The sequence below is a fragment of the Burkholderia contaminans genome (genome assembly GCF_029633825.1).
Lineage (GTDB): Bacteria > Pseudomonadota > Gammaproteobacteria > Burkholderiales > Burkholderiaceae > Burkholderia > Burkholderia contaminans.
Genome location: NZ_CP090645.1, coordinates 120,036 through 140,341, shown reverse-complemented (window position 1 = coordinate 140,341; position 20,306 = coordinate 120,036). Strand labels below are relative to the sequence as shown.

Below are 20,306 nucleotides of genomic sequence, written 5' to 3'. Positions count from 1 at the left end.
GACATGAAAACGCGCCCCACGAGCCCGTCCGCCGCCGACATCCCGACCGACTTTCCTGATGCTGATGCACTGGCAGCGCTGCGTGCCTGGTACGAGGGCGCATCCTCGCGTGAGGCGGCACACCGGTACATGCAAGATCGGCTCAGCCACAGCCAGTCAGCCCGCGGCGTCATCGGCCAGATCCGCCGGCAACTGGCACTTTATGCCCGTAACCGACAGCGGGCAGATCTGGCCACGCTGTTCGAATGCCCGGCCCAAAAGCGTATGCATCATGCGCGCGCCACCACGCAGGCTGTCGAGCTACTGCGCATCATGCCTGCGCCAGCTCCGCAGATCGGCGACGACATTGCGCACTGGCTGCCGAATCGCGCTGCCCGCACCCTGCACGCGGCCGGCATCCGGACCCTGGCCGATCTCACGGTACGGATTCCGCGTCGCCGGCAGTGGTGGACCGTCATTCCGGGTCTCGGGCCGGCCAGTGCAAGAAGGATCGAGGCCTTCTTTGCCGCGTACCCGGCGCTCACGGAGCGGGCCCGCGCACTGATCATCGCGGATCGGCAGTCAGTCGTGACGCCTTGGGAGCAACTACGGCTACCGCACGAGATCGACGGATCCGCCGGCGCCTTCCGCGCACCGGTGTCGGCCTGCATCCTCGGCGTCGACAACGATTACGACGCTATCCAGGCATGGCTCGCGTTGCACGAATCCCCGGCCACGCAGCGGGCCTACCGCAAGGAAGCCGAACGGCTGATTCTCTGGGGCATCGTTGCTCGCGGCAAGGCGCTGTCTTCGCTGACCACCCGGGATGCCACCGACTACAGGGCGTTTCTGCGCAGACCTACACCGCGAGAACGCTGGGTCGGGCCACCGCGGCCGCGCACATCAACGGACTGGCGCCCGTTTGTCGACAACCTCTCGGCCCGTTCGATTGCGCATGCGCTTGCCGTGCTCAGCGCCATGTTCCGCTGGCTGGTCGAGCAGCGCTACGTCGTGGCCAACCCATTCTCCGGCATCAAGGTACGCGGCAGCAAGCGCGCCATGGCTCTTGAAACCTCGCACGCTTTCACCGAAGGAGAATGGATGCTGACGCGCACCATCGCCAACGGGCTCGAGTGGTCGTACGGCTGGCAGGCGCCCGCTGCGCAACGGTTGCGGTTCATGCTGGATTTCGGCTACGCAACGGGACTGCGGATCAGCGAACTGGCTGACGCCACACTGCGCAGCATCGAAGTCGACGCAGCCGGTGATCACTGGCTGCACGTGGTCGGCAAGGGCGGCAAGCCAGCCCGCGTTACCCTGACACCCCTAGCGCGCACAGCGCTGGACCGATATCTGCAGGAGCGGGGGCTTCCTGTCAGCCGTGCTCACTGGAATCCGACCACGTCCCTGATTGGCAGCCTTGACGACGCCGATGCCGGCATCAAGCCCTTGCGGCTGTGGGAAGTCATGCGCCGGTTTTTTCGGCTCGTCGCGCAGATTATCAAGAACGACCATCCGGTGCTGGCTGAAAAGCTGCATCGGGCCTCTCCGCACTGGATGCGGCACACCCATGCGACCCACGCGATCGCCAGAGGGGTTGAGCTGAGCGCCGTACGAGATAACCTGCGTCACGCGTCGATTTCGACCACGTCGATTTACTTGCATACCGACGATGTAAAGCGGGCACGGCAGTTCGGGCAGGCATTTACCGACTGAGTTACTCGCTCGGCACGTCAGGCAACAAACCGATTGACGTTCACAATGTGGAATGACGGAATTTTCTGGGGTTCCGGCGTAGAACCCCGAGTTCGGCTTCGTCGGGAAAGCCACGTTCGGTTTTGTCGATGGGGAGGGTGTCGCACGTTTTCATGACTACCAGTTTAGAACAAATTCGATGACGGACTGATAATGTGCGTTATCTGGCCATATGTGATGAAAACCTTCCTTGTACCTTTCGATGGCGTGATCGTCGTTGCACATCTCCATGCCCAGACCTCGAAATTGCGGACCGGGCGTCGGGGTCCGGGGAGCAATGGAACAGGGAAGTCAGTTAAGCCCGGTGAACGTGCTGGGGGGCCCTCAAGATTCGATTTTTTCGTATGCCAGGCGGCGAGGCGCTCTAGGGAAACGCTGATCAATGAGCCTGTCGTCCGCATAACGGACGAGGCAGGTTGCAATTTTCAGATTGACGTAGGAATTTGACGACATGCGAGGTGAGTTTCGCTCGTATTCGGGCCTCACTTCCCGCGTTTTTCACACACATGACGGATTGCTCCCATGAGTCGACAACAGCTGATTTTTCGCGATCACCAGGTTCGCCAGCGCGAACAGACTGAACAGCTGTGCCGTGTTCCTGGCTAGACCCTTGTAGCGCACCTTGCGATGACGAAACAGGTTCTTCACGACATGAAACGGATGCTCGACCCGGGCGCGGATCTGCGCCTTGGTTCGCTCGACCGCGATCACGAGGTCCTTCAGCGGACCTTCCTGCATCGCCCTGATCTTTCCGCGCTTGAGCGCCACGTGCCACTTCACCGTCTTGCCCTTCATCTCCTCGCGCTTGTCCACGCCGGTGTAGCCCGCATCGCCAAACGCTTCCTGCTCATGACCGTGCAGCAGGGCGTGGGCCTGCGATACGTCCGGCTCGTTGGCCGCCGTGGTGACCACGCTATGCACCAGACCCGAGTCGGCGTCGACGCCGACATGGGCCTTCATGCCGAAATACCAGTCGTTGCCCTTCTTCGTCTGATGCATCTCCGGGTCACGGCTCTTCCCGGCGTTCTTCGTGGACGGCGCAGCCTCGAAGATCGTCGCATCCACCAGCGTGCCTTCCTTCATCATCAGCCCGCGCTCGCACAACTCGATGCCGATCTCGTCGAACAGCTTTCGCGTCAGTGCGTGCTCGACCAGCAGGCGCCGGAATTTCAACAGCGTGGTGGCGTCCGGCACGTTCTCGCGCGCCAGGTCGATGCCCGCGAAGGCGCGCATCGCGATGCTGTCGTAGAGCGCATCTTCAAGCCCTTCGTCCGACAACCCGTACCACTGCTGCAGCAAGTAGATCCGCAGCATCCGTTCCAGGCCAATCGGCGGCCGGCCACGCTCGCCCTTCGGGTAATACGGCCCGATCACCGACAGCAGCCGCGACCAAGGGACGACCTTCTCCATCTCGGCCAGAAAGCGTTGACGCTTGGTCACCCGCTTCTTGCCCGCACTTTCCGCTTCCGCAAAACCGATCTGCCGCTGCATCGTCGTGGGTCCGTTCCGTGAGCTTCTTTCTACAACGCCCTTGGCCTCGTCAGCGATGACCGCCAAGCCGAATTGATCAGTGTTTCCCTAGCTTCCGAATGTCGCTGAACGAGGTAGAAACCGCCCTTCGAAACACTATCGCGGTGCCAGCGGTCCGAACCAATAGGACGCGGCACGCCTCCATCCGTCAGGATGTCGCTGCCGGTAGTGCACGCACCATCGGGCCCATAAGCGGAGCGGCCACTTTCGCAACTTCGTCGGGTGTGCCCGCCCGTTTCACCGGGCAACCGTCAAATATCCGTCGACAGCCGGCGCCACGTAGTCCCGATAGTTCAACGTCGGATAAGCGGTGTCGTGGATACGGTTCATTGATCCAGGTCAAGGACCCGGCCAGCTGGAAGGCATGGTATTCGGCTGAGTCCGAGCTGCCAGGCAGATTTAACGATCTGGTTCCGCGCGACGTCGGCCATTGCCCGGATCGCAGGATCGCGATAGGACTATCTCGGATATCGCTCGCACTGCTGGCATGATCCGGATAGGCTTACCGTTACCGTGCATTTTGTCCAGCACCGTCGCTCGGGAAATAAAGAGTAAAGGTGGTACGAACGCCATCGCTCACAACATCAACCTTTCCGTGATGCAATTCCATGATCGACTTGACGATGGCTAATCCCAGCCCTGCGTTTTTCGCGGCACCATGTCTCGATGCGTCGGCGCGGTAGAAGCGCTCGAAGATTTTGTCGAGCTGTTCGACCGGGATGGCTGGCCCCTGGTTTGTTACGCTGACGACGGAGTATTTCTGAGTCGCCGACACGGCCAGCTCAATGGTCGAGCCTGGTCTCGCATGGTCGAGCGCATTCGATGTCAAGTTGCTGACTGCTCGTCTGAACAAGGTTGCGTCGGCGAAAACGGGTGCGTTCCCTTTCACGTCGATGTGGACCCCGGCGTCTTCAGCAAGACCCTGAAAGTACGACGCCAGCCTGCGCAGTTCGTTACCCGCGTCCAGTTCGACCGCCTTGAGATGCAGTTGGGCATTGTCCGTTCGCGCGAGGAACAGCATGTTCTCAATCATTCGCTGCAGGCGCTCGCATTCCTCGATGTTCGAATCGATGAGTGCCTCGTATTCGTCGGCCGTCCTCGCGCGCGACAGCGTGATTTGCGATGAGCTGATGATGTTCGCCAGCGGCGTGCGCATGTCGTGTGCGAGATCCGATGAGAATTGCGAAAGGCGCACGAATGCGCGCTCGAGACGGTCCAGCATGCGATTGACAGAGACGGCCAGCTCTCGAAGCTCGACAGGTCCACCACGAATATCGAGGCGCTCGTTCAGATTGTGAGCCTCGATGGTCGACGTCTGGCGGCCAATGCTTTTGACGGGACAAAGTCCGCGACGGGCAACGGCGTAGCCGAGCGCACCGACGAGGATGGCACCGACGGCTACGGCAAACCAGATATCTACCCGATAGCTTTCGAGCAGCGATTGCCGGTCGGCTGCCGTTCGAACCAGTGACACGTGTACGAGTTCACCGGAAGGCAGCCTCTCATCAGCAACGATGCACCGGGAAAGTCCGATACCCTCTGGCGAGCAGGCGTACGGCTTGCCGATGGGGTGGGTCTCTGTGACGAGACCCTTCAATGTTCTGCCAGGTTTGTCGGTGTGTTCGACCAACGGCTCATTTTGTCCGTCGTAGATGCCGAGATACACCCCCGGATGGGACAGCAACACCTCATGAAAGCCCGCAGGGTTTGCTCGAACCACGCTCGTCGAACCGCTCAGGCGAACCAACTGCAGGAACTGGCTCAGCTTGCCGCTGATTTCGATGTCATCGCGTCGTTGCAACTCAGCGGAGAGCGACCTGTAGAGATAGGCTCCGGTCAGTGCGAACACCAGACCGGCAGCGAGGGCAAACGCGAGCGTCAATCGCCTGAGCAGCGAATACGACGCGCGAGCGTCGGTCCGGACCGTCACGAGCGGTCCTCGAGCACGTAGCCCATGCCACGAATTGTATGGATGAGCTTCTTGTCGAACGAGTTGTCGATTTTTGCCCGCAAGCGCTTGACGGCCGCATCGACCACGTTCGTGTCGCTATCGAAATTCATGTCCCAAATCTGGGAGGTGATGAATGTCCGTGTGAGCACCTCGCCTTCGCGTTCGGCAAGGAGCTGCAACAGCGCGAACTCCTGTGCGGTCAGGTCGATTCGGGTGTCGCCACGCCGCACCCGCCGTTTGATGAGGTCAACCTCGAGGTCGGCAATGAGCAGCATGTCCCGCGCATTCCGTGGTGAACGCCGCAGTAGTGACCGGATGCGGGCGAGGAACTCGGCATACGCAAAGGGTTTAGGCAGATAGTCGTCGGCACCCAGCTCAAGGCCGGCCACCTTGTCCTCGACTGCCTCCCGGGCAGTCAACAGCAGCACGGGTGTTTGTTTCTGCTCCCGCAGGCGCTTGAGCACCTCGAAACCATCTAGTTCCGGCAGCATGACGTCGAGCACGATGAGGTCGAAGTTCTCGTGCAGCGCGAGAAACAGGCCGTCCTTTCCGTTTTCGGCGACGTCGACCGTGTAGCTCGCTTCCATCAACCCCTTGCGGAGATATGACGCCATTTTCGGTTCGTCTTCGACTATGAGTATCCGCATGGCTATGTCGTATGGCTGTCGGGGAATGCGCGCGGTCAATGTGCTGCTTGGAGCATACGGCGGCCCGGATGAGTGAAAAATGACGGCTACATGACAGATTTTTCATGAAACGCCCCAAGCGTACCGCATCGGCACCTCGTGCCAACGACTGCCGGAGCGTTCGGCACGCCCCAATCCGGGACCGCCAATGAAATTTTGGTCATTTTGTGGTCACGCCGTCGTCACCCATCCGACGATAAGCTGAACTCGAATGTCGTGACCGCGTAGCGAAACAGCGATCGGTTACACCCTGACACGTTCTCGAACTTACAGCCTTTATCACTGCGTGCTAGACTCCGCTCCCATGTCGTATTGGCGCAAACTTTTCATCGTTGTGTTGCTGGCACTGAGCCTTCCGGTTCAGTCGTTCGCGGCTATCTCGATGAAATGTGTTGCCGCGCATGCAGACGCGGGAGAAGGGGCAACCCAGCATGCGGAGCAGGCCGCGTCAGAGCACCACCATGAAATGCATGGCGTGGCGTTCGCTGACGACGACCATCCCCATCATTACCACGGTAACGCCCACCACGCGCATTCGTGCTCGACATGCGCATCCTGCTGCTTCGGTACAGGACTGCCAGCCGTACCGGTCGTTGCCGTATCCACGGACGCTACCCGCGTCGCCATTCCCCTGCCGTCTTCCGCCGGTGTCGTGTCGTTCCTGACCGACGGCATCGAACGCCCTCCTCGCTGCCTTCTCGTCTAGTTCTCCATCGCGGTCAATGACCTGCGATGTGCCATCCGTACTGGCGGTTCTGCGTGGACCCGCCAGGTGACTCACGACGAGAAAACGTATGCGATTGATCACTGCAGCGCTACTGAGCGCGGCGGCTACTTTGCCGGCGCTTGTGCACGCCACGACAACAATTCCCGACCCGACCGACGCAGCGGCCTCCGTGCCGGCGGTGACCGTCCCGTCTGCCCTCGAGGGATATCGCCCCTATAGCGACGCGGATAACCCGACCTGGCAGCAACTGAATCAGGCTGTCCAGGGCAAACCGTCTATGGGCGGCATGAAGCACGGTGGCACGCCGAGCCAGCCGGCCAACAACAACCATTCGAACCACTCGTTGCACGGGGAACCCGCCAAATGATGCGACGATTCGTTTCTACTCGAATGGGGGCGGGAGTCGCCGTCTTGGTGTTTCTCGCCGGGTGTACGACGTTCTCCAAGGACGGCGGGTTCAATACGGTGTCGTCGACTGCCAGGGAACGGCTCGGCAAGGACGCCGTCATCGTCAAGACGGACGCCGACCGCGACGCTGCGGCGAAACGAACGCAGGAACTGCTCTCGAAGCCGCTCAGCATGGACGACGCTGTCCAGGTTGCGTTGCTGAACAACCGCGGTCTTCAGGTTTCCTATGCCGAACTGGGGCTGTCGGAAGCCGACCTGGTACAGGCTGGTCGCCTCCCGAATCCGGGATTCACGTTCAGCCGGACGCGCGCGGGCAACGGCGACCTGAACATCGGCCGCACGTTCTCGGCGAACGTTCTCAGCATCCTGACGTTGCCGTTCGCTGCGCATATCGAAGGGCGCCGCTTCGAGCAAACGAAGCTCGAAACCGCCGACGCCATGCTCAAGATAGCGGCCGAGGCGCGCCGCGCGTATGTCAACGCGGTAGCCGCCGAGCAGGCGGCCAAGTACGCGGAACAGGTGAAAGACTCGGCGGATGCCGGCGCGGAATTGGCTTCGCGCATGCGTCAGGCCGGGAACTTCAGCAAGCTCGATTACGCCCGTGAGCAGGCGTTCTATGCGGACGCGGTGGCGCAGTCAGCCAAGACGCACCAGCAAGCCGTGGTCGCACGCGAAAAGCTGACGCGAATCATGGGGCTGTGGGGCGCGGGTACGCAATACACACTCCCGGACCGTCTGCCCGACCTGCCGAAGCAAAGGCCCGACCTCAACGACCTGGAAAGCTATGCGATGCAGAACCGCCTCGACATCCAGGCGGCGAAGCTGCAGACCCAAAGCGTTGCGTCTTCTATGGGGCTCAGCAAGGCCACGCGGTTCATCAACGCGCTCGACGTCGGTTACCAGAACAACTACGAGACCGACAAGGGTCACGAGCACGGCTACGAAATCAGCGTCGAGATTCCGATTTTCGATTTCGGAAGCGCCAAGGTCGCCCGGGCCGAAGCGACTTACATGCGTTCGGCGAACCAGCTTGCCCAGACGGCGATTGATGCACGTTCCGAAGTGCGCGAATCGTACTCGGCCTACGTCACCAGCTACGACGTTGCGAAGCACTATCGCGACGAGGTCGTGCCCATTCGCAAGACCATCTCGGACGAACTTCTGCTTCGGTACAACGGCATGCTCGCCAGCGTCTTTGAGTTGCTCGCCGATTCGCGGGAGCAGGTCGGCGCAGTCAACAGCTACATCGATGCATTGAAGGACTACTGGCTGGCGGAAACGGACCTCCAACAGGCGGTTGGTGGCCGTCTGCCGCAGGCCGGCGACAAGCAGGATTCGAAAGAGCCGGCGCCGCAACGACCGGTAGTCATGAGCGCTCCCAACAGCACGCAGCCCGCGCTTCAATCGACGTCAGCTCCCGCGGCGCAATCGGCGCCGGCAATGGATTCGGAAGGTAAATAACATGGTGTCCCGTCGACAATTTCTCAACGGCTCGGGTGCAGCGCTGGTGGGCGCGGCCCTGGTCAGCAAGGCTGGTGCCGCGTCGTTGCCCGAAGCGCCGACCATGGCGAAAGCCACCACGCAACCCCCTCTCGTGCCGCCGAACGGCCGCCCGTATACGCCGGTCACGACGCTGAACGGCTGGACGCTGCCGTGGCGGATGAAAAACGGATGGAAGGAATTCCACCTGACGGCCGAACCGGTCGTACGCGAGATGGCGCCTGGCATGAAGGCGAATCTTTGGGGTTACAACGGGCAATCGCCCGGCCCGACCATCGAGGCCGTCGAGGGCGACAAGGTTCGCATCTTTGTGACGAACAGGCTGCCCGAGCACACCGCCGTTCACTGGCACGGGATGTTGTTGCCGAACGGCATGGATGGCGTCGGCGGCCTTACTCAACCGCACATCCCGCCCGGCAAGACCTTCGTCTACGAGTTCCAGCTCGAGAAGCACGGCACGTTCATGTATCACCCGCATGCCGACGAGATGGTACAGATGGCGATGGGGATGATGGGGCTGTTCATCGTGCACCCGAAAGACCGCAGCGTGATGCCGGTCGACCGTGACTTCGTGTTTCTGCTGGCGGCCTACGACATCGACCCTGGCAGCTACACGCCGCGCGTCAACGAGATGACGGACTTCAACATGTGGACGTTCAATTCGCGCGTGTTTCCGGGCATCGACCCGCTGCCGGTACGCGCGGGCGACCGCGTGCGCATCCGCTTCGGCAATTTGACGATGACGAACCATCCGATTCACCTGCATGGCTACCACTTCGAAGTGACGGGCACGGATGGCGGCTGGATTCCGCCGTCGGCCCGTTGGCCGGAAGTTACGGCCGATGTGGCGGTCGGGCAGATGCGCGCCATCGAATTCACCGCGAATCGTCCCGGTGACTGGGCATTCCATTGTCACAAGTCGCACCACACGATGAACGCGATGGGACACCAGGTACCCAATCTCATCGGCGTCCCGCAGAAAGACCTCGCGAAGCGCATCAACAAGCTGGTGCCGGACTACATGGCGATGGGTAGCACGGGCGGTGCGATGGGCGAGATGGAGATGCCGTTGCCCGACAACACCTTGCCGATGATGACGGGCACGGGACCGTTCGGGCCGCTGGAAATGGGCGGCATGTTCACGGTCGTGAAGGTGCGTGAGGGGCTCGGCCGAAACGATTACCGCGACCCGGGTTGGTTCAAGCACCCGAAGGGAACCGTAGCTTACGAATACACCGGCGAACTGCCGGACAGCTGAACAACATAACAAGGTCGGGCGTGACCCGGCCATCCGCTTCATCAACTCAACTCTGGAGAAATGCACGATGAAAAAAGCACTTGTTTCGATTGCGATGGGCTGTGCACTGGTTGTTTCCGCTGGTGCGTATGCAGCAGGCGACATGAGCAACATGGACATGAGCGGTGGCGCCAAGCAAAGCGAGGACGCGAAAAACAGCATGTCGCACGGCGAAATCAAGAAAGTTGACGCCGCCAACGGCAAGCTGACCATCAAGCACGGTCCGCTTGAAAACCTTGGCATGGAAGCCATGACGATGGTCTTCAAGGTCAAGGACCCGGCGATGCTTTCGCAGGTCAAGGTCGGCGACAAGATTGATTTCGTGGCCGAGGAAGTGAACGGCGCACTTACCGTGACGAAGCTGCAGAAGCAGTGAGGACATCCGGCGGGGTGCGGCTGTTCTGCGGCCCCGCCTTGACCATTCGAGACGAGCAAGAACATGAAGACTTTCACATTCAGCCGGTTTGCTGGCCTCGCCGCGGCCAGCGCTATCGCACTCGCACCCGCCGCGGCGTTTGCGCACGGCAAACTGGAAAGCGCAGCACCCCCATCAGGCAGTACGGTCGATGTAGCGCCGGACGTTTTGCGTCTGACCTTCAACGAAGACCTCGAGCCGACATTCAGTTCGGTGAAGGTATCCGACGCGAGCGGCACCGCCGTCACGAAGGAAAAGGCAAAGGTCGACGGAGCTAATCCGCGTGTCATGACAGTCGCGGTGCCGAAGCTGGCTTCGGGTACGTACACGGTTCAGTGGGCCGTGATGACAGCCGACGCACACAAGACCAAGGGCACCTACACGTTCAAGGTGAAGTGATGAACGAAGGGTTCCTCGGCATCCTGCGACTCGTGTCGGTGGCCATTCAGAACGTCGGTTTCGCCGTCGTCGTCGGTGCGCTGCTCAGTGGCCAATGGCTTGCGCGTGGCGAGTCGACCTGGCAGGAGCGGGTCGGCCGGCGGCTTATCGTCACGCTTCGACTAGCGTCCATCGTCTCGTTGCTGGCGAGCACGCTCTCGTTCTGGGCGCATTGCGCACTGATGAGCGACTCAACGCTATCGGAGGCCGGGCCGGCCGTGTGGTCGATGCTTGCGGGAACCGGTTTTGGACATGCGTGGTTGGTTGGCGCGTTTCTTACGCTCGGTATTGCCGTACTGTCATTCGTGAGGTCAGGAAACGAAGCCCGCTTCCCGTTCGCGATATGGGTGGCGTTGGCTGGCGTCGCGCTTGCGCGCAGTAACGGTGGGCATCCTGTCGATGCGGGACTGTTCAGTCTGCCTGTCTGGGCGGATTGGCTGCATCTGCTTGCCATTAGTGCGTGGGTCGGGCTTGTACTGGTGACGACCTATGTCGTGATGCCGCGCCTGCTCGATGCGCCTGGGAATGAACGACTCACCAGCGCGTCGTTCGTGCAGTCGCTGTCCGACACATCGACCTATGCATTGATTGTTCTGTTCAGCACCGGCGCGTACAACGGTTGGAGAGGAGTCAATGTTCCTGCCAATCTGTTGGGGTCGACTTACGGGCAAGTGCTCATGCTCAAACTTGCGCTCGTACTGGTTGCCGCGGCACTCGGCGGACACAATCGTTTCTTCGAGATGCCGACGCTTCTGTCGACGCTGAAAAATCCGTCGAAGGCCGTGCCGAGCGGGCCGCTTCGCCGATTTGGCATGGTGCTGCATGTGGAGTCTCTCGTACTGGTCGGCGTGCTGATGGTGGCCGCCGTGCTCGTCTCGAGTCCGCTGCCAGGCACAACGTAATCGACACGCCGTCATCGTCCGTCCACGCGGGTGGTTCGCCCACGCAGATTCGTTGTTCTCGTGCGGCGACCATCCCTTGCAAGCCCGGCTGATTGGCCGGGCTCTTTTTTTGTACGCGGGTTTCGCGTCTTCGAGTGGTGCGATCGGAGATGAACGCCGCGTGACCAAAAGATCATTTTCACGTCACGGCTCAATCAGAGCCACCTCTCCAGAATGTGTCTCATTGGAGTCGCATATGGAGGCTCCACGTTTCGCAACGGAGAGAAAACATGAATATTCGAATTGTCGCTGCCATGGTTGTCGCCGCATCTGCTGCCACGTCCGCTTTCGCCGATAGCGGCCACGACTATCCCAACGTCGCTCAAAACAGCAATCCCGTATCGAACACTGCCGCTGTCTCGCCGGCTCCGACCGTGAGCCAATCCGGGAACCCTGCTTCGCAGGGCAAGACCCGGGAGCAGGTCCGGCAGGAACTGATTCAGGCCTATCACGATGGCCTGTTGCCAATCAGGAAGCATGACTACCCGCCGAGCGCAGCAACCATCGCCCGCAACAAGGAGCTCCATAAGCTTTCCGAATCGAAATGGGCAGCCCAGCATTGACGAATTCCACACTCTGTCGAGACGGGTAGCGCGGAGCCTTGTTGCTGTTCGCCGCCTCTTACCCTTTGACGTGCCTGACGCGGATGTGTCGAGATCGCCTGTCTTTGGGAGCCCAACGTGAATCCATTCGGTCGCGTGGCAGGTTTTACTACGGTGACTTTTGCTGCATTACTCGTCTTGTCTGGCTGTACGAGTCTGGTGCCCCGGACTTCGGAAGCCCCCGGCGATGAGTCGACGAGGCAGGGGGCCATCAGGTTGCCAACGTCGTATCCCTGCCAAAACCTTCACGTCAAACCACCGAACTGTCCTCCGCGATGACGTAAATCCGCGTCCGTTCAGCGGTCCGGCCGTTCCAAAAACAAAGAGGCATGCCCGTGTAGCCCGACCGACTGTCAAACGTAACGCACTTCGGTGATCATGCCGGACTTCATGTGATAGAGATTGTGACAATGCATCAGCCACCGGCCTGCATTGTTGGCATCGAACGCCAGGGTGACCTTTGCCATCGGCGGGACATGCACCGTGTCACGCAGCGCCCCGGAGAACGTTTTGCCATTGAGCGCGACGATCTGAAAGTGGTGCCCGTGCAGATGCATCGGATGGGCCATCATCGTGGTGTTCTGGAACGTAATAGCCACCCGCTGTCCGCTGCGGATTTTCACCGTGTCGCGATTGTCCCAGCCCTTGTGGTTGATTCCCCACGTATACGGCTGCATCGAACCGGTCAGCATCAGCACAGAATGCGAATCGACGGGACGGTCTGCCAGCGGCCTGAGCGCAGACAACCGCAGTTCCTGATCGAAGCTCACCGGTCCAGCGGCGGCTGTCGCCCCCGCGACCTTGCCCACGTTGACGCCTTTAGAGGCGAGAATAATCCCCGTCTGTTGTCTGGCTCCTTCCCGTACGGCGAGAATCGGCCACGCTCCGGTCCCGTTGGGCAGGTCAACGAGAATATCGATCCGCTGAGCCATCGCTAAACCAAAGCGGCTGCCTGTCAGCGGCTGGACGGCGTTGCCGTCGACCGCCGCGACCGTACCTCGCAACGAGCCGAGGTCAACGTGGAAGTTGGTGGATGAGGCGCCGTTGATAATCCGCAAGCGCACTCTTCCGCCTTGCTCGACCCGGATGACTTCCGGGTCGTCGAGCGTGCGGTCGTTGGCGAGATAGGCATCGAAATCGACATCGTTAAGGTCCATCTTCATGCCGGGCATTTGATCCGGCATGCTACTGCCGCCCATGCCACCCATGCCACCCATGCCACCCATGCCACCCATGTCAGACATGCCGTGCATACCGCCCATCCCACCCATGCCGTGGGGCTGCGCGCCCGACTTTTGACCGGTCATGGCTCCCTTGGAATCTGCGTTGCCCTTCTGCAGCTCTGAGAACACTTCGGCGGGATCGCGGAACAGGAAATCCTCCAGAAAGATCGCCACCTCCTGGCGGTCAGCCCGTACATCGTCGGCCGTGCGCACAACCAGTGGAGCGGCCAGCAGTTTCTGATGCTGGAAACCATGATGTGAGTGCATCCAGTAGGTGCCGGGGCGCGCGGCAAAATCATAGGCGCGCCGCTCCCCTGGTTGAAGCGCCGGCACGCCGAACTGGGTCACGCCGTCCTGATCGGACGGGGGCGTCTGTCCGTGCCAGTGGACAATGGTGGGTTCGTGCAGGCGGTTGTCCAGTTCCACGGCAAAGCGCTCGCCCGGTTCGAGGAACAGGCCGCGCGTGCCGTCCGGCTGATGCAACCCGTACACCGTCGCAGCACGGCCGTTGACCTCGATCGAACGGGTATCGACAATAAGGCGACGCGAAGTGCCGCTCACATTTCCATTCGCGACTTCTTTTGAACCGCTTGAGGGCCATTCTGCGCATCCGGTTAGCACGGCCGAGGCGGCGGCAGCGGACGTCAGCAGGAATTGACGGCGAGATAGTGACATGGGGCGCCCCTGGTTTCATGGGTTACGATCATGACGGCAGCGCTCAATGCCGCCGGTTTCTTCTGCGAAAAGTCAGATTTTCACGTTCCGCAACCGTAGCGCGTTGGTGATAACCGATGCCGAACTCAGGCTCATGGCCAGTGCGGCGATCATCGGGGACAGCAATAATCCGGTGAACGGATACAGTACCCCTGCCGCCAGAGGCACACCCAGGGCGTTGTACACAAACGCGAAGCCGAGGTTCTGCTTCATGTTCCCGATTGTCGCCTCGGACAACTCCCGGGCTCGCGCGATGCCGCGCAGGTCTCCTTTGACGAGGGTCACCTGTGCGCTGCTCATCGCTACATCGGTGCCGGTGCCCATCGCGACGCCCACGTCCGCCTTGGCAAGCGCGGGCGCATCGTTGATACCGTCACCGGCCATGGCTACAACCTTGCCTTCCTGCTGGAATTTCGTCACCAGCGCCAGCTTGTCGGCTGGTTTGACCTCGCCATGGAATTCACCGATGCCGAGCTTCGTCGCGACAGCCCTGGCGGTCACGACACCGTCGCCCGTCGCCATCACCACGCGGATACCGTCTTCCTTGAGCCGGGCCAGTGCCTCGGGTGTCGTTGCCTTCACCGGGTCCGAAACCGCGAGCAGGCCGGCCAGCATTCCATCAACCGCCAGATACATGACGCTGGCGCCCTGCGCACGCAGCGTGTCCGAATTTTCCGTGAGCGTCCCAACGTCGATGCCGTCGGCCTGCATGAGGGTGGTGTTGCCCAGCGCGAGATTGCGGCTGCCGACCAGTCCTCGCACGCCAATCCCGGTGCTCGACTCGAAGTGCTCCACCTTCTCGAACGCGAGCCGCCGTTCACGGGCCGCATCCACGATGGTCGCAGCGAGCGGGTGTTCGCTACCCTGGTCAAGACTGGCCGCGAGCCGGAGAACATCCTCTTCCGCATATCCATTCACGCCGATTGCGCGTTCGAAGGCAGGGCGACCTTCGGTCAAGGTGCCTGTCTTGTCGACGATCAGCGTGTTGACCTTCCGGAAGTTCTCAATCGCAGCCGCATCCCGAAAAAGCACACCGTTCGACGCGCCTTTGCCACTCGCGACCATGATGGACATGGGAGTCGCCAGCCCAAGCGCACAGGGACAGGCGATGATGAGCACCGCCACGGCATTGATAAGCCCGTAGACCCAACTGGGCTCGGGTCCGAAAAAGCCCCAGGCGACGAACGTCAGGATGGCGACGCCGACCACCGCGACGACGAAAACTCCCGCGACCTTGTCAGCCATGCGCTGCATGGGTGCCCTGGAACGCTGCGCCTGCGCGACCATCTGGACGATTTGTGCCAGCATGGTCTGGGAGCCGACCTTCTCCGATTTGATGATGAGGCTTCCGGAGGTATTCATGGTCGCGCCGATGACGTGGTCACCCACCCGCTTGCTGACGGGAATAGGTTCGCCCGTAATCATGGACTCATCGAGCGCGCTGGAACCCTCCGTCACAACGCCGTCGACCGGAACCTTCTCGCCTGGTCTTACGCGAAGGAGGTCGCCGACATGGACGTGAGCCAGTGGAACGTCCTCTTCTGTGCCGTCGGCGTTGATACGCCGCGCGGTCTTCGGCGCCAGTCCCAGCAGTGCCTTGATGGCAGCGGACGTCTGCGACCGAGCCTTCAGTTCGAGCAGTTGCCCGACGAGCGTCAACGAAATAATGACGGCCGCGGCCTCAAAATACACGCTCACACGACCATGTGCGGCAAATGCCTCCGGGAAGACTCCTGGAACGACTGTCGCGATGACGCTATAGACATAGGCCGTCCCCGTACCAAGTCCGATGAGCGTCCACATGTTCGGGCTGCGATTGATGAACGAGCGGGTGCAACGTTCGAAGAACGGCAAGCCCGCCCACACGACGACCGGAGTCGAGAGAGCCAGTTCGACCCAGCTCTGTGTGGACGCTTCCATCCAGCCCAGCCGGTGGCCGAACATGGCCAGGACGAACACCACGGCCGTCAGCGGCAGCGTCCACCAGAACCTGCGTCGAAAATCCGTCAGCTCGGGATTCTCTTCGTCCTCGAGACTGGGCAACAAGGGCTCAAGGGCCATACCGCACTTCGGGCAGTTGCCAGGATGGTCCTGGCGAATTTCCGGATGCATCGGGCAGGTGTATATCGAGCCCTCCGGCGCAGCCTCAACCGACGTGCTGGTCGACGGTTTGACATATCGCAACGGGTCCGCCCGAAACTTCTTCTGACATGACGCACTGCAGAAGAAATACGGATGTCCATCGTGCTCGCTGCGAAATGGCGAATCCGCCGTGACAGACATGCCGCACACCGGGTCCCTGAGCGCGCCGTCGGGACCTTCGGACATTTCACCGTGGCCATGTCCGTGGTGCGCCGCGTGATTGCCATCGGCATCCCCGCTGGCCTGACCTTGCGCGGCGTGCGCAGCATGGTCTTGGTGGCCGCCCGCGCCGTGGCTCGCGTTCAGGTGTTCGGGAGAAGTTTCGCCGTCGTTACGCTGTCCGCTCATTTTCCGTGCTCCGCGTTGTCTTTCACACTGTGCACAAATTGCGTCGCCTGTCGTGCCGTCCATTGGTAACGCTGGCCGCTATGGTCTGTTGCGGGGACGCCGACCGGCCAGCTTGCTCGTTCCACGAGTGCAGGGGAACGCGCGGCCGCCGGTGTGATTATCCGCCCCTGAGCCAGGCTGGTCCCGAGAAACGGGATAGTCGAAGGCTTCGTGGCCTGACCTTCAGATGTGTAAGCTCATGCGAGCGCGGCGGGACTATATCCGGCCTCCTGTATCGCCGAAAGAAATTCACCCGCCTCGCGTGACGACTCGATGCGCACGATCCTGGTTTCCAGGTCGACGGTCACGTGTGCCGCCGTATCGACTTCCTTGACCGCTTTCGTTACGACGCCCGCGCAGTGCCCGCAGGTCATATCCTTGATGGTCAGTTCCATTTTCCAACTCCGTTCCGTTGAATCATTTCAGTTACAACCTTTCGCTGCGGGGCAGGTCAAGGGGGCGTCAATGCGCCGCGCCAGCCAGTTTCTCCAGAATCGGACAGTCAGGGCGTGAGTCCCCTTTGCAGTGGGCTGCCAGATGCCGGAGCGTATCCCGCATTTCCACCAGTTCCTGAATGCGTAGATTCAGGTTGGCAATATGCTCATTCGCGAGCCGTTTGACCTCGCCGCTGGACCGGCTGCGGTCTTCCCAAAGGGCCAGCAGCACCGCAATCTGCTTCGTGGAAAAACCAAGATGTCGGGCCTGCCGGACGAAGCGCAGCACCTGGACATCCCTGGGCGTGTACACACGATAGTTCGCCCCTGTCCGGGTGGCAGCCCGAATCAGGCCTGTTTCCTCATAGTGACGAATCATCTTGGTCGACATGCCCGACGACTGCGTATTCCGGCGAACGTGATCACGCATTTCGGCGGATCGTGATCATGGATTCCGAATGATCGTGATCACCCGTTTCGGTTGATCGTGATCGCTGATCACAGGTTTCCGAAACGCGTGATCACGATGCCGGAATGAGCGATCACGGGACCGAAACGGGTGATCACGTAACCGGTGTCACGGGGCGGCGCTATGGAGCCAATGCGGGGTCGGCATAAGGGCGCCACTTGAGGGGCGGCACATAGGCGCCAGTCCAAGGGCGGCGTAATGGCGCCACGTTAGGGGCGGCGCATAGGCGCCAGCAGCATCAGGGCGAGAACGCGGTTCGAACTTTCCGAGTCGGTACGCTCCGTTCTTTTTGAACGGAGCGTCCATGGCCAACAGGAGGTTCGAATTGTTTGAATACCGCCAAGTCCTTGTCCGCATGCGGCAAGGCGATTCTGACCGCGACATCGCGCGCGGCGGTTTGATGGGGCGCAAGAAGCTGACGACCGTGCGCCGCGAGGCTGAAGCGCGTAGTTGGCTGGATCCGGTGCAGCCGCTGCCGGACGACGCTACGATCGCGGGTGTCTTCGGGCGCACGCCGCACCTGCCGCACACCTGTGTGTCGACGGTTGAGCCATATCGCGAACAGGTCCGCGAATGGCTTGCCGCCGGCGTTCAGGGCACCACGATCCATGCCGCCCTTCAACGCAATCATGGCTACGCCGGCAGCTATTGTGCCGTGAAGCGCATGCTGCGCCATCTGGCTGCCGAGCGCAGCGTGGCCACCACAACGATCCTCGACTTCGCACCGGCCGACGCCGCGCAGGTCGACTTCGGCGCGGGACCCGTGCTGACGGTCGAGGGCATTGCGGTCCGGACGTGGATCTTCGTGATGACGTTGTGCTGGTCGCGCCACCAGTATGCCGAGATCGTGCTGGACCAGACCGTCGAGACGTGGCTCGCCAGCCACCGGCGCGCCTTCGAATGGTTCGGCGGCTGTCCCGACCGGGTCATCATCGATAACGCGAAGTGCGCGATCATCCGGGCGTGTCGATACGAGCCGGCGGTGCAACGCTCGTACGCCGCGCTTGCCGAGGGATATGGATTCCGGATCGACGCCTGTCCGCCGCACGATCCCCAGAAGAAGGGCGTCGTCGAATCGGGCGTCAAATACGTCAAGAAGTCCTTCGTGCCGCTGCGCGAGTTCCGGGATCTGGCCGACGCCAACCGGCAACTGCGCGAATGGGTGATGCAGCAGGCCGGCACTCGTATCCACGGCACCGTCCACGAACGGCCGCTGACGCGCTTCGGCGTCGAGCGCCCGTTGCTCGCTGCATTGCCGGACGTGCCGCCGGTACTGTCGGTCTGGAAGGAGGTGGCGGTCCATCGCGACGGCCACGTCGTCTACAAGCACGCGCTGTACTCTGCACCGTTCACGCTCGTCGGCAAGTCGCTCTGGCTGAAGGCGACCGATACGGTCATCCAGCTGTTCCATCGGCATGAACTCGTCGCAACCCATCCGCGGCAGCGGGCCGGCGGTCGCCACACGGTGCGAGATCACCAGCCGCCCGAAGCGCAGGCCTGGCTCGAGCACGATCCGCAGTGGTGTCTGGCGCGCGCGAAGGAGATCGGGCCGTCGTGCCACGGCGTGATCCTCGCGCTGTTCAACGACAAGGTGCTCGTCAACCTGCGCGGCGCGCAGGGGATCATCCGGCTGCGACAGAAAGTCGGCGATCAGAGGCTGGAAGCAGCCTGCGAGCGTGCGCTCGCGTTCAGCAGCGCGAAGTACAGCACCATCAAGGGCATCCTCGACAAAGGCACGGACAGCGAACCGGTGCCGCGTCCCGCGTCGGCCCCGACTGGCGCTTACCAGAACGGCGGCCGCTTCGGCCGTGATCTCCAATCCCTGCTGATCCACTGACACCATGAACCCGAGTCCCGAATTGAATTCCATCCTCAAACAGCTGCGCCTGTCCGGCATCCTCGACTCGCTTGAGCAGCGCAACCGTCAGGCGATCGACGGGCAGCTCGCCTATACCGAGTTCCTTGCCATGCTGCTGCACGACGAGGTTGCCCGTCGCGAACACAAGAAGCTCGGCACCCGTCTGCTGCGCGCCGGCTTCGCGATGGGCAAGACGCTCGAGACGTTCGACTTCGACCGGCTGCCTACGTTGAACCGCTCACACGTTCATGATCTCGCGACAGGCCGGTATCTCGACGAGAAGGTCGCGATCCTGATCGCCGGTCCAACCGGCACCGGCAAAAGCCACTTGGCCCAGGCGCTGGGCCACTGCGCCGCCCGCCAAGGCCGCGATGTGCTGTTCATCTCGCAGACCGAGCTGCTCAAGCGATTGAACGCCGCGCGCGCCACCGGCGCCTATGACCGCAAGTTCCAGCAGTACGCCCGGGTGCCGCTGCTGATCGTCGATGACTTCGCGCTCAAACCGCTACGTACCCCGCAGGACGAGGACTTCCACGATCTCGTCGCGGCCCGCTACGAGCACGCGGCGACCATCCTGACGTCGAATCTCGACTTCGGTGAATGGGGCGCCGCGTTCCCCGACAACCGCATCCTCGGCACCGCCACACTCGACCGACTACGCCACGGCGCCTACCGGCTCGTCCTCGAGGGCGACAGTTACCGCACCCCGAAACCGATGCCAGATCCCCCTCAAAATGCAGTTGCCAAAAACGGCAAAAAACCGCAACCTTGAAACCGTTCGAATCCGCGTTTTACCCCCGGTTCTGCTGGCGCCATTACGCCGCCCATCCCCGGCTCCTTTACGCCGCCC

At 61.6% G+C, this 20,306-nt stretch carries 17 protein-coding genes; 10 read left to right on the top strand and 7 right to left on the bottom strand.

Going from position 1 to position 20,306, the window contains the following annotated elements; genetic code table 11:
• The first annotated feature begins 3 nt into the window (after positions 1-3).
• The gene (locus tag LXE91_RS43010; protein WP_007180429.1) at positions 4-1,695 is read left to right on the top strand and encodes a site-specific integrase; all 1,692 of its coding nucleotides are present in this window, start codon (positions 4-6) and stop codon (positions 1,693-1,695) included.
• 537 nt (positions 1,696-2,232) lie between these two features.
• Here LXE91_RS43010 and LXE91_RS43005 read toward each other — a convergent pair.
• The 3 genes from LXE91_RS43005 to LXE91_RS42990 form a co-directional block, all read right to left on the bottom strand.
• Positions 2,233-3,225, bottom strand: a complete 993-nt coding sequence (locus tag LXE91_RS43005; RefSeq protein ID WP_007182917.1) for an IS5-like element ISBmu23 family transposase — start codon at positions 3,223-3,225, stop codon at positions 2,233-2,235.
• A 547-nt stretch (positions 3,226-3,772) separates the two neighbouring features.
• Positions 3,773-5,194 carry a heavy metal sensor histidine kinase gene (locus tag LXE91_RS42995; RefSeq protein ID WP_009692901.1) on the bottom strand — a complete coding sequence of 474 codons (1,422 nt, stop codon included), beginning with the start codon at positions 5,192-5,194 and terminating at the stop codon, positions 3,773-3,775.
• Entirely contained in the window at positions 5,191-5,862 is a 672-nt protein-coding gene (locus LXE91_RS42990; protein ID WP_060082467.1) for a heavy metal response regulator transcription factor, read from the bottom strand. The genes LXE91_RS42995 and LXE91_RS42990 overlap by 4 nt, the downstream gene beginning before the upstream one ends.
• An 833-nt stretch (positions 5,863-6,695) precedes the next feature.
• Between LXE91_RS42990 and LXE91_RS42985 the strand changes: the two genes are divergently transcribed.
• The 7 genes from LXE91_RS42985 to LXE91_RS42955 all read left to right on the top strand — a co-directional run bounded on the left by LXE91_RS42985 (position 6,696) and on the right by LXE91_RS42955 (position 12,190).
• On the top strand, positions 6,696-6,995 hold the full coding sequence (locus LXE91_RS42985; protein WP_009692898.1) for a hypothetical protein: 300 nt from the start codon (positions 6,696-6,698) through the stop codon (positions 6,993-6,995).
• Positions 6,992-8,497, top strand: coding sequence for a TolC family protein (locus tag LXE91_RS42980; protein ID WP_069302011.1), 1,506 nt, complete (start codon positions 6,992-6,994; stop codon positions 8,495-8,497). Before LXE91_RS42985 ends, LXE91_RS42980 begins: the two co-directional genes overlap by 4 nt.
• Before the next feature lies 1 nt (position 8,498).
• The gene (locus LXE91_RS42975; protein WP_060096542.1) at positions 8,499-9,794 is read left to right on the top strand and encodes a copper oxidase; all 1,296 of its coding nucleotides are present in this window, start codon (positions 8,499-8,501) and stop codon (positions 9,792-9,794) included.
• Positions 9,795-9,861: 67 nt separating this feature from the next.
• Positions 9,862-10,209 (top strand): copper-binding protein, encoded by a 348-nt coding sequence (locus tag LXE91_RS42970; RefSeq protein ID WP_009693496.1) that lies wholly within the window; start codon positions 9,862-9,864, stop codon positions 10,207-10,209.
• 63 nt (positions 10,210-10,272) lie between these two features.
• On the top strand, positions 10,273-10,647 hold the full coding sequence (copC, locus tag LXE91_RS42965; RefSeq protein WP_009693495.1) for a copper homeostasis periplasmic binding protein CopC: 375 nt from the start codon (positions 10,273-10,275) through the stop codon (positions 10,645-10,647).
• Positions 10,647-11,588 (top strand): copper resistance D family protein, encoded by a 942-nt coding sequence (locus tag LXE91_RS42960; protein ID WP_060096539.1) that lies wholly within the window; start codon positions 10,647-10,649, stop codon positions 11,586-11,588. The genes copC and LXE91_RS42960 overlap by 1 nt, the downstream gene beginning before the upstream one ends.
• A gap of 269 nt (positions 11,589-11,857) precedes the next feature.
• Positions 11,858-12,190: a DUF4148 domain-containing protein gene (locus LXE91_RS42955; protein WP_069302012.1), complete on the top strand. Its 333-nt coding sequence runs from the start codon at positions 11,858-11,860 to the stop codon at positions 12,188-12,190.
• A 392-nt stretch (positions 12,191-12,582) separates the two neighbouring features.
• On the opposite strand, the gene LXE91_RS42950 is transcribed toward LXE91_RS42955, so the two are convergent.
• The 4 genes from LXE91_RS42950 to cueR all read right to left on the bottom strand — a co-directional run bounded on the left by LXE91_RS42950 (position 12,583) and on the right by cueR (position 17,559).
• Positions 12,583-14,127 carry a multicopper oxidase family protein gene (locus tag LXE91_RS42950; RefSeq protein WP_060096533.1) on the bottom strand — a complete coding sequence of 515 codons (1,545 nt, stop codon included), beginning with the start codon at positions 14,125-14,127 and terminating at the stop codon, positions 12,583-12,585.
• A gap of 72 nt (positions 14,128-14,199) precedes the next feature.
• Positions 14,200-16,656 carry a heavy metal translocating P-type ATPase gene (locus LXE91_RS42945; RefSeq protein ID WP_081061483.1) on the bottom strand — a complete coding sequence of 819 codons (2,457 nt, stop codon included), beginning with the start codon at positions 16,654-16,656 and terminating at the stop codon, positions 14,200-14,202.
• A gap of 236 nt (positions 16,657-16,892) precedes the next feature.
• Entirely contained in the window at positions 16,893-17,090 is a 198-nt protein-coding gene (locus LXE91_RS42940; protein ID WP_009687815.1) for a heavy-metal-associated domain-containing protein, read from the bottom strand.
• Positions 17,091-17,157: 67 nt separating this feature from the next.
• Positions 17,158-17,559, bottom strand: coding sequence for a Cu(I)-responsive transcriptional regulator (cueR, locus tag LXE91_RS42935; protein WP_069302025.1), 402 nt, complete (start codon positions 17,557-17,559; stop codon positions 17,158-17,160).
• Between the two features lie 364 nt (positions 17,560-17,923).
• On the opposite strand from cueR, the gene istA reads away from it, so the two are divergent.
• Positions 17,924-19,435 (top strand): IS21 family transposase, encoded by a 1,512-nt coding sequence (gene istA / locus LXE91_RS42930; RefSeq protein WP_278068195.1) that lies wholly within the window; start codon positions 17,924-17,926, stop codon positions 19,433-19,435.
• Positions 19,436-19,439: 4 nt separating this feature from the next.
• Positions 19,440-20,228, top strand: a complete 789-nt coding sequence (gene istB / locus LXE91_RS42925) for an IS21-like element ISBmu1 family helper ATPase IstB (protein WP_012213993.1) — start codon at positions 19,440-19,442, stop codon at positions 20,226-20,228.
• Positions 20,229-20,306 lie beyond the last annotated feature (78 nt).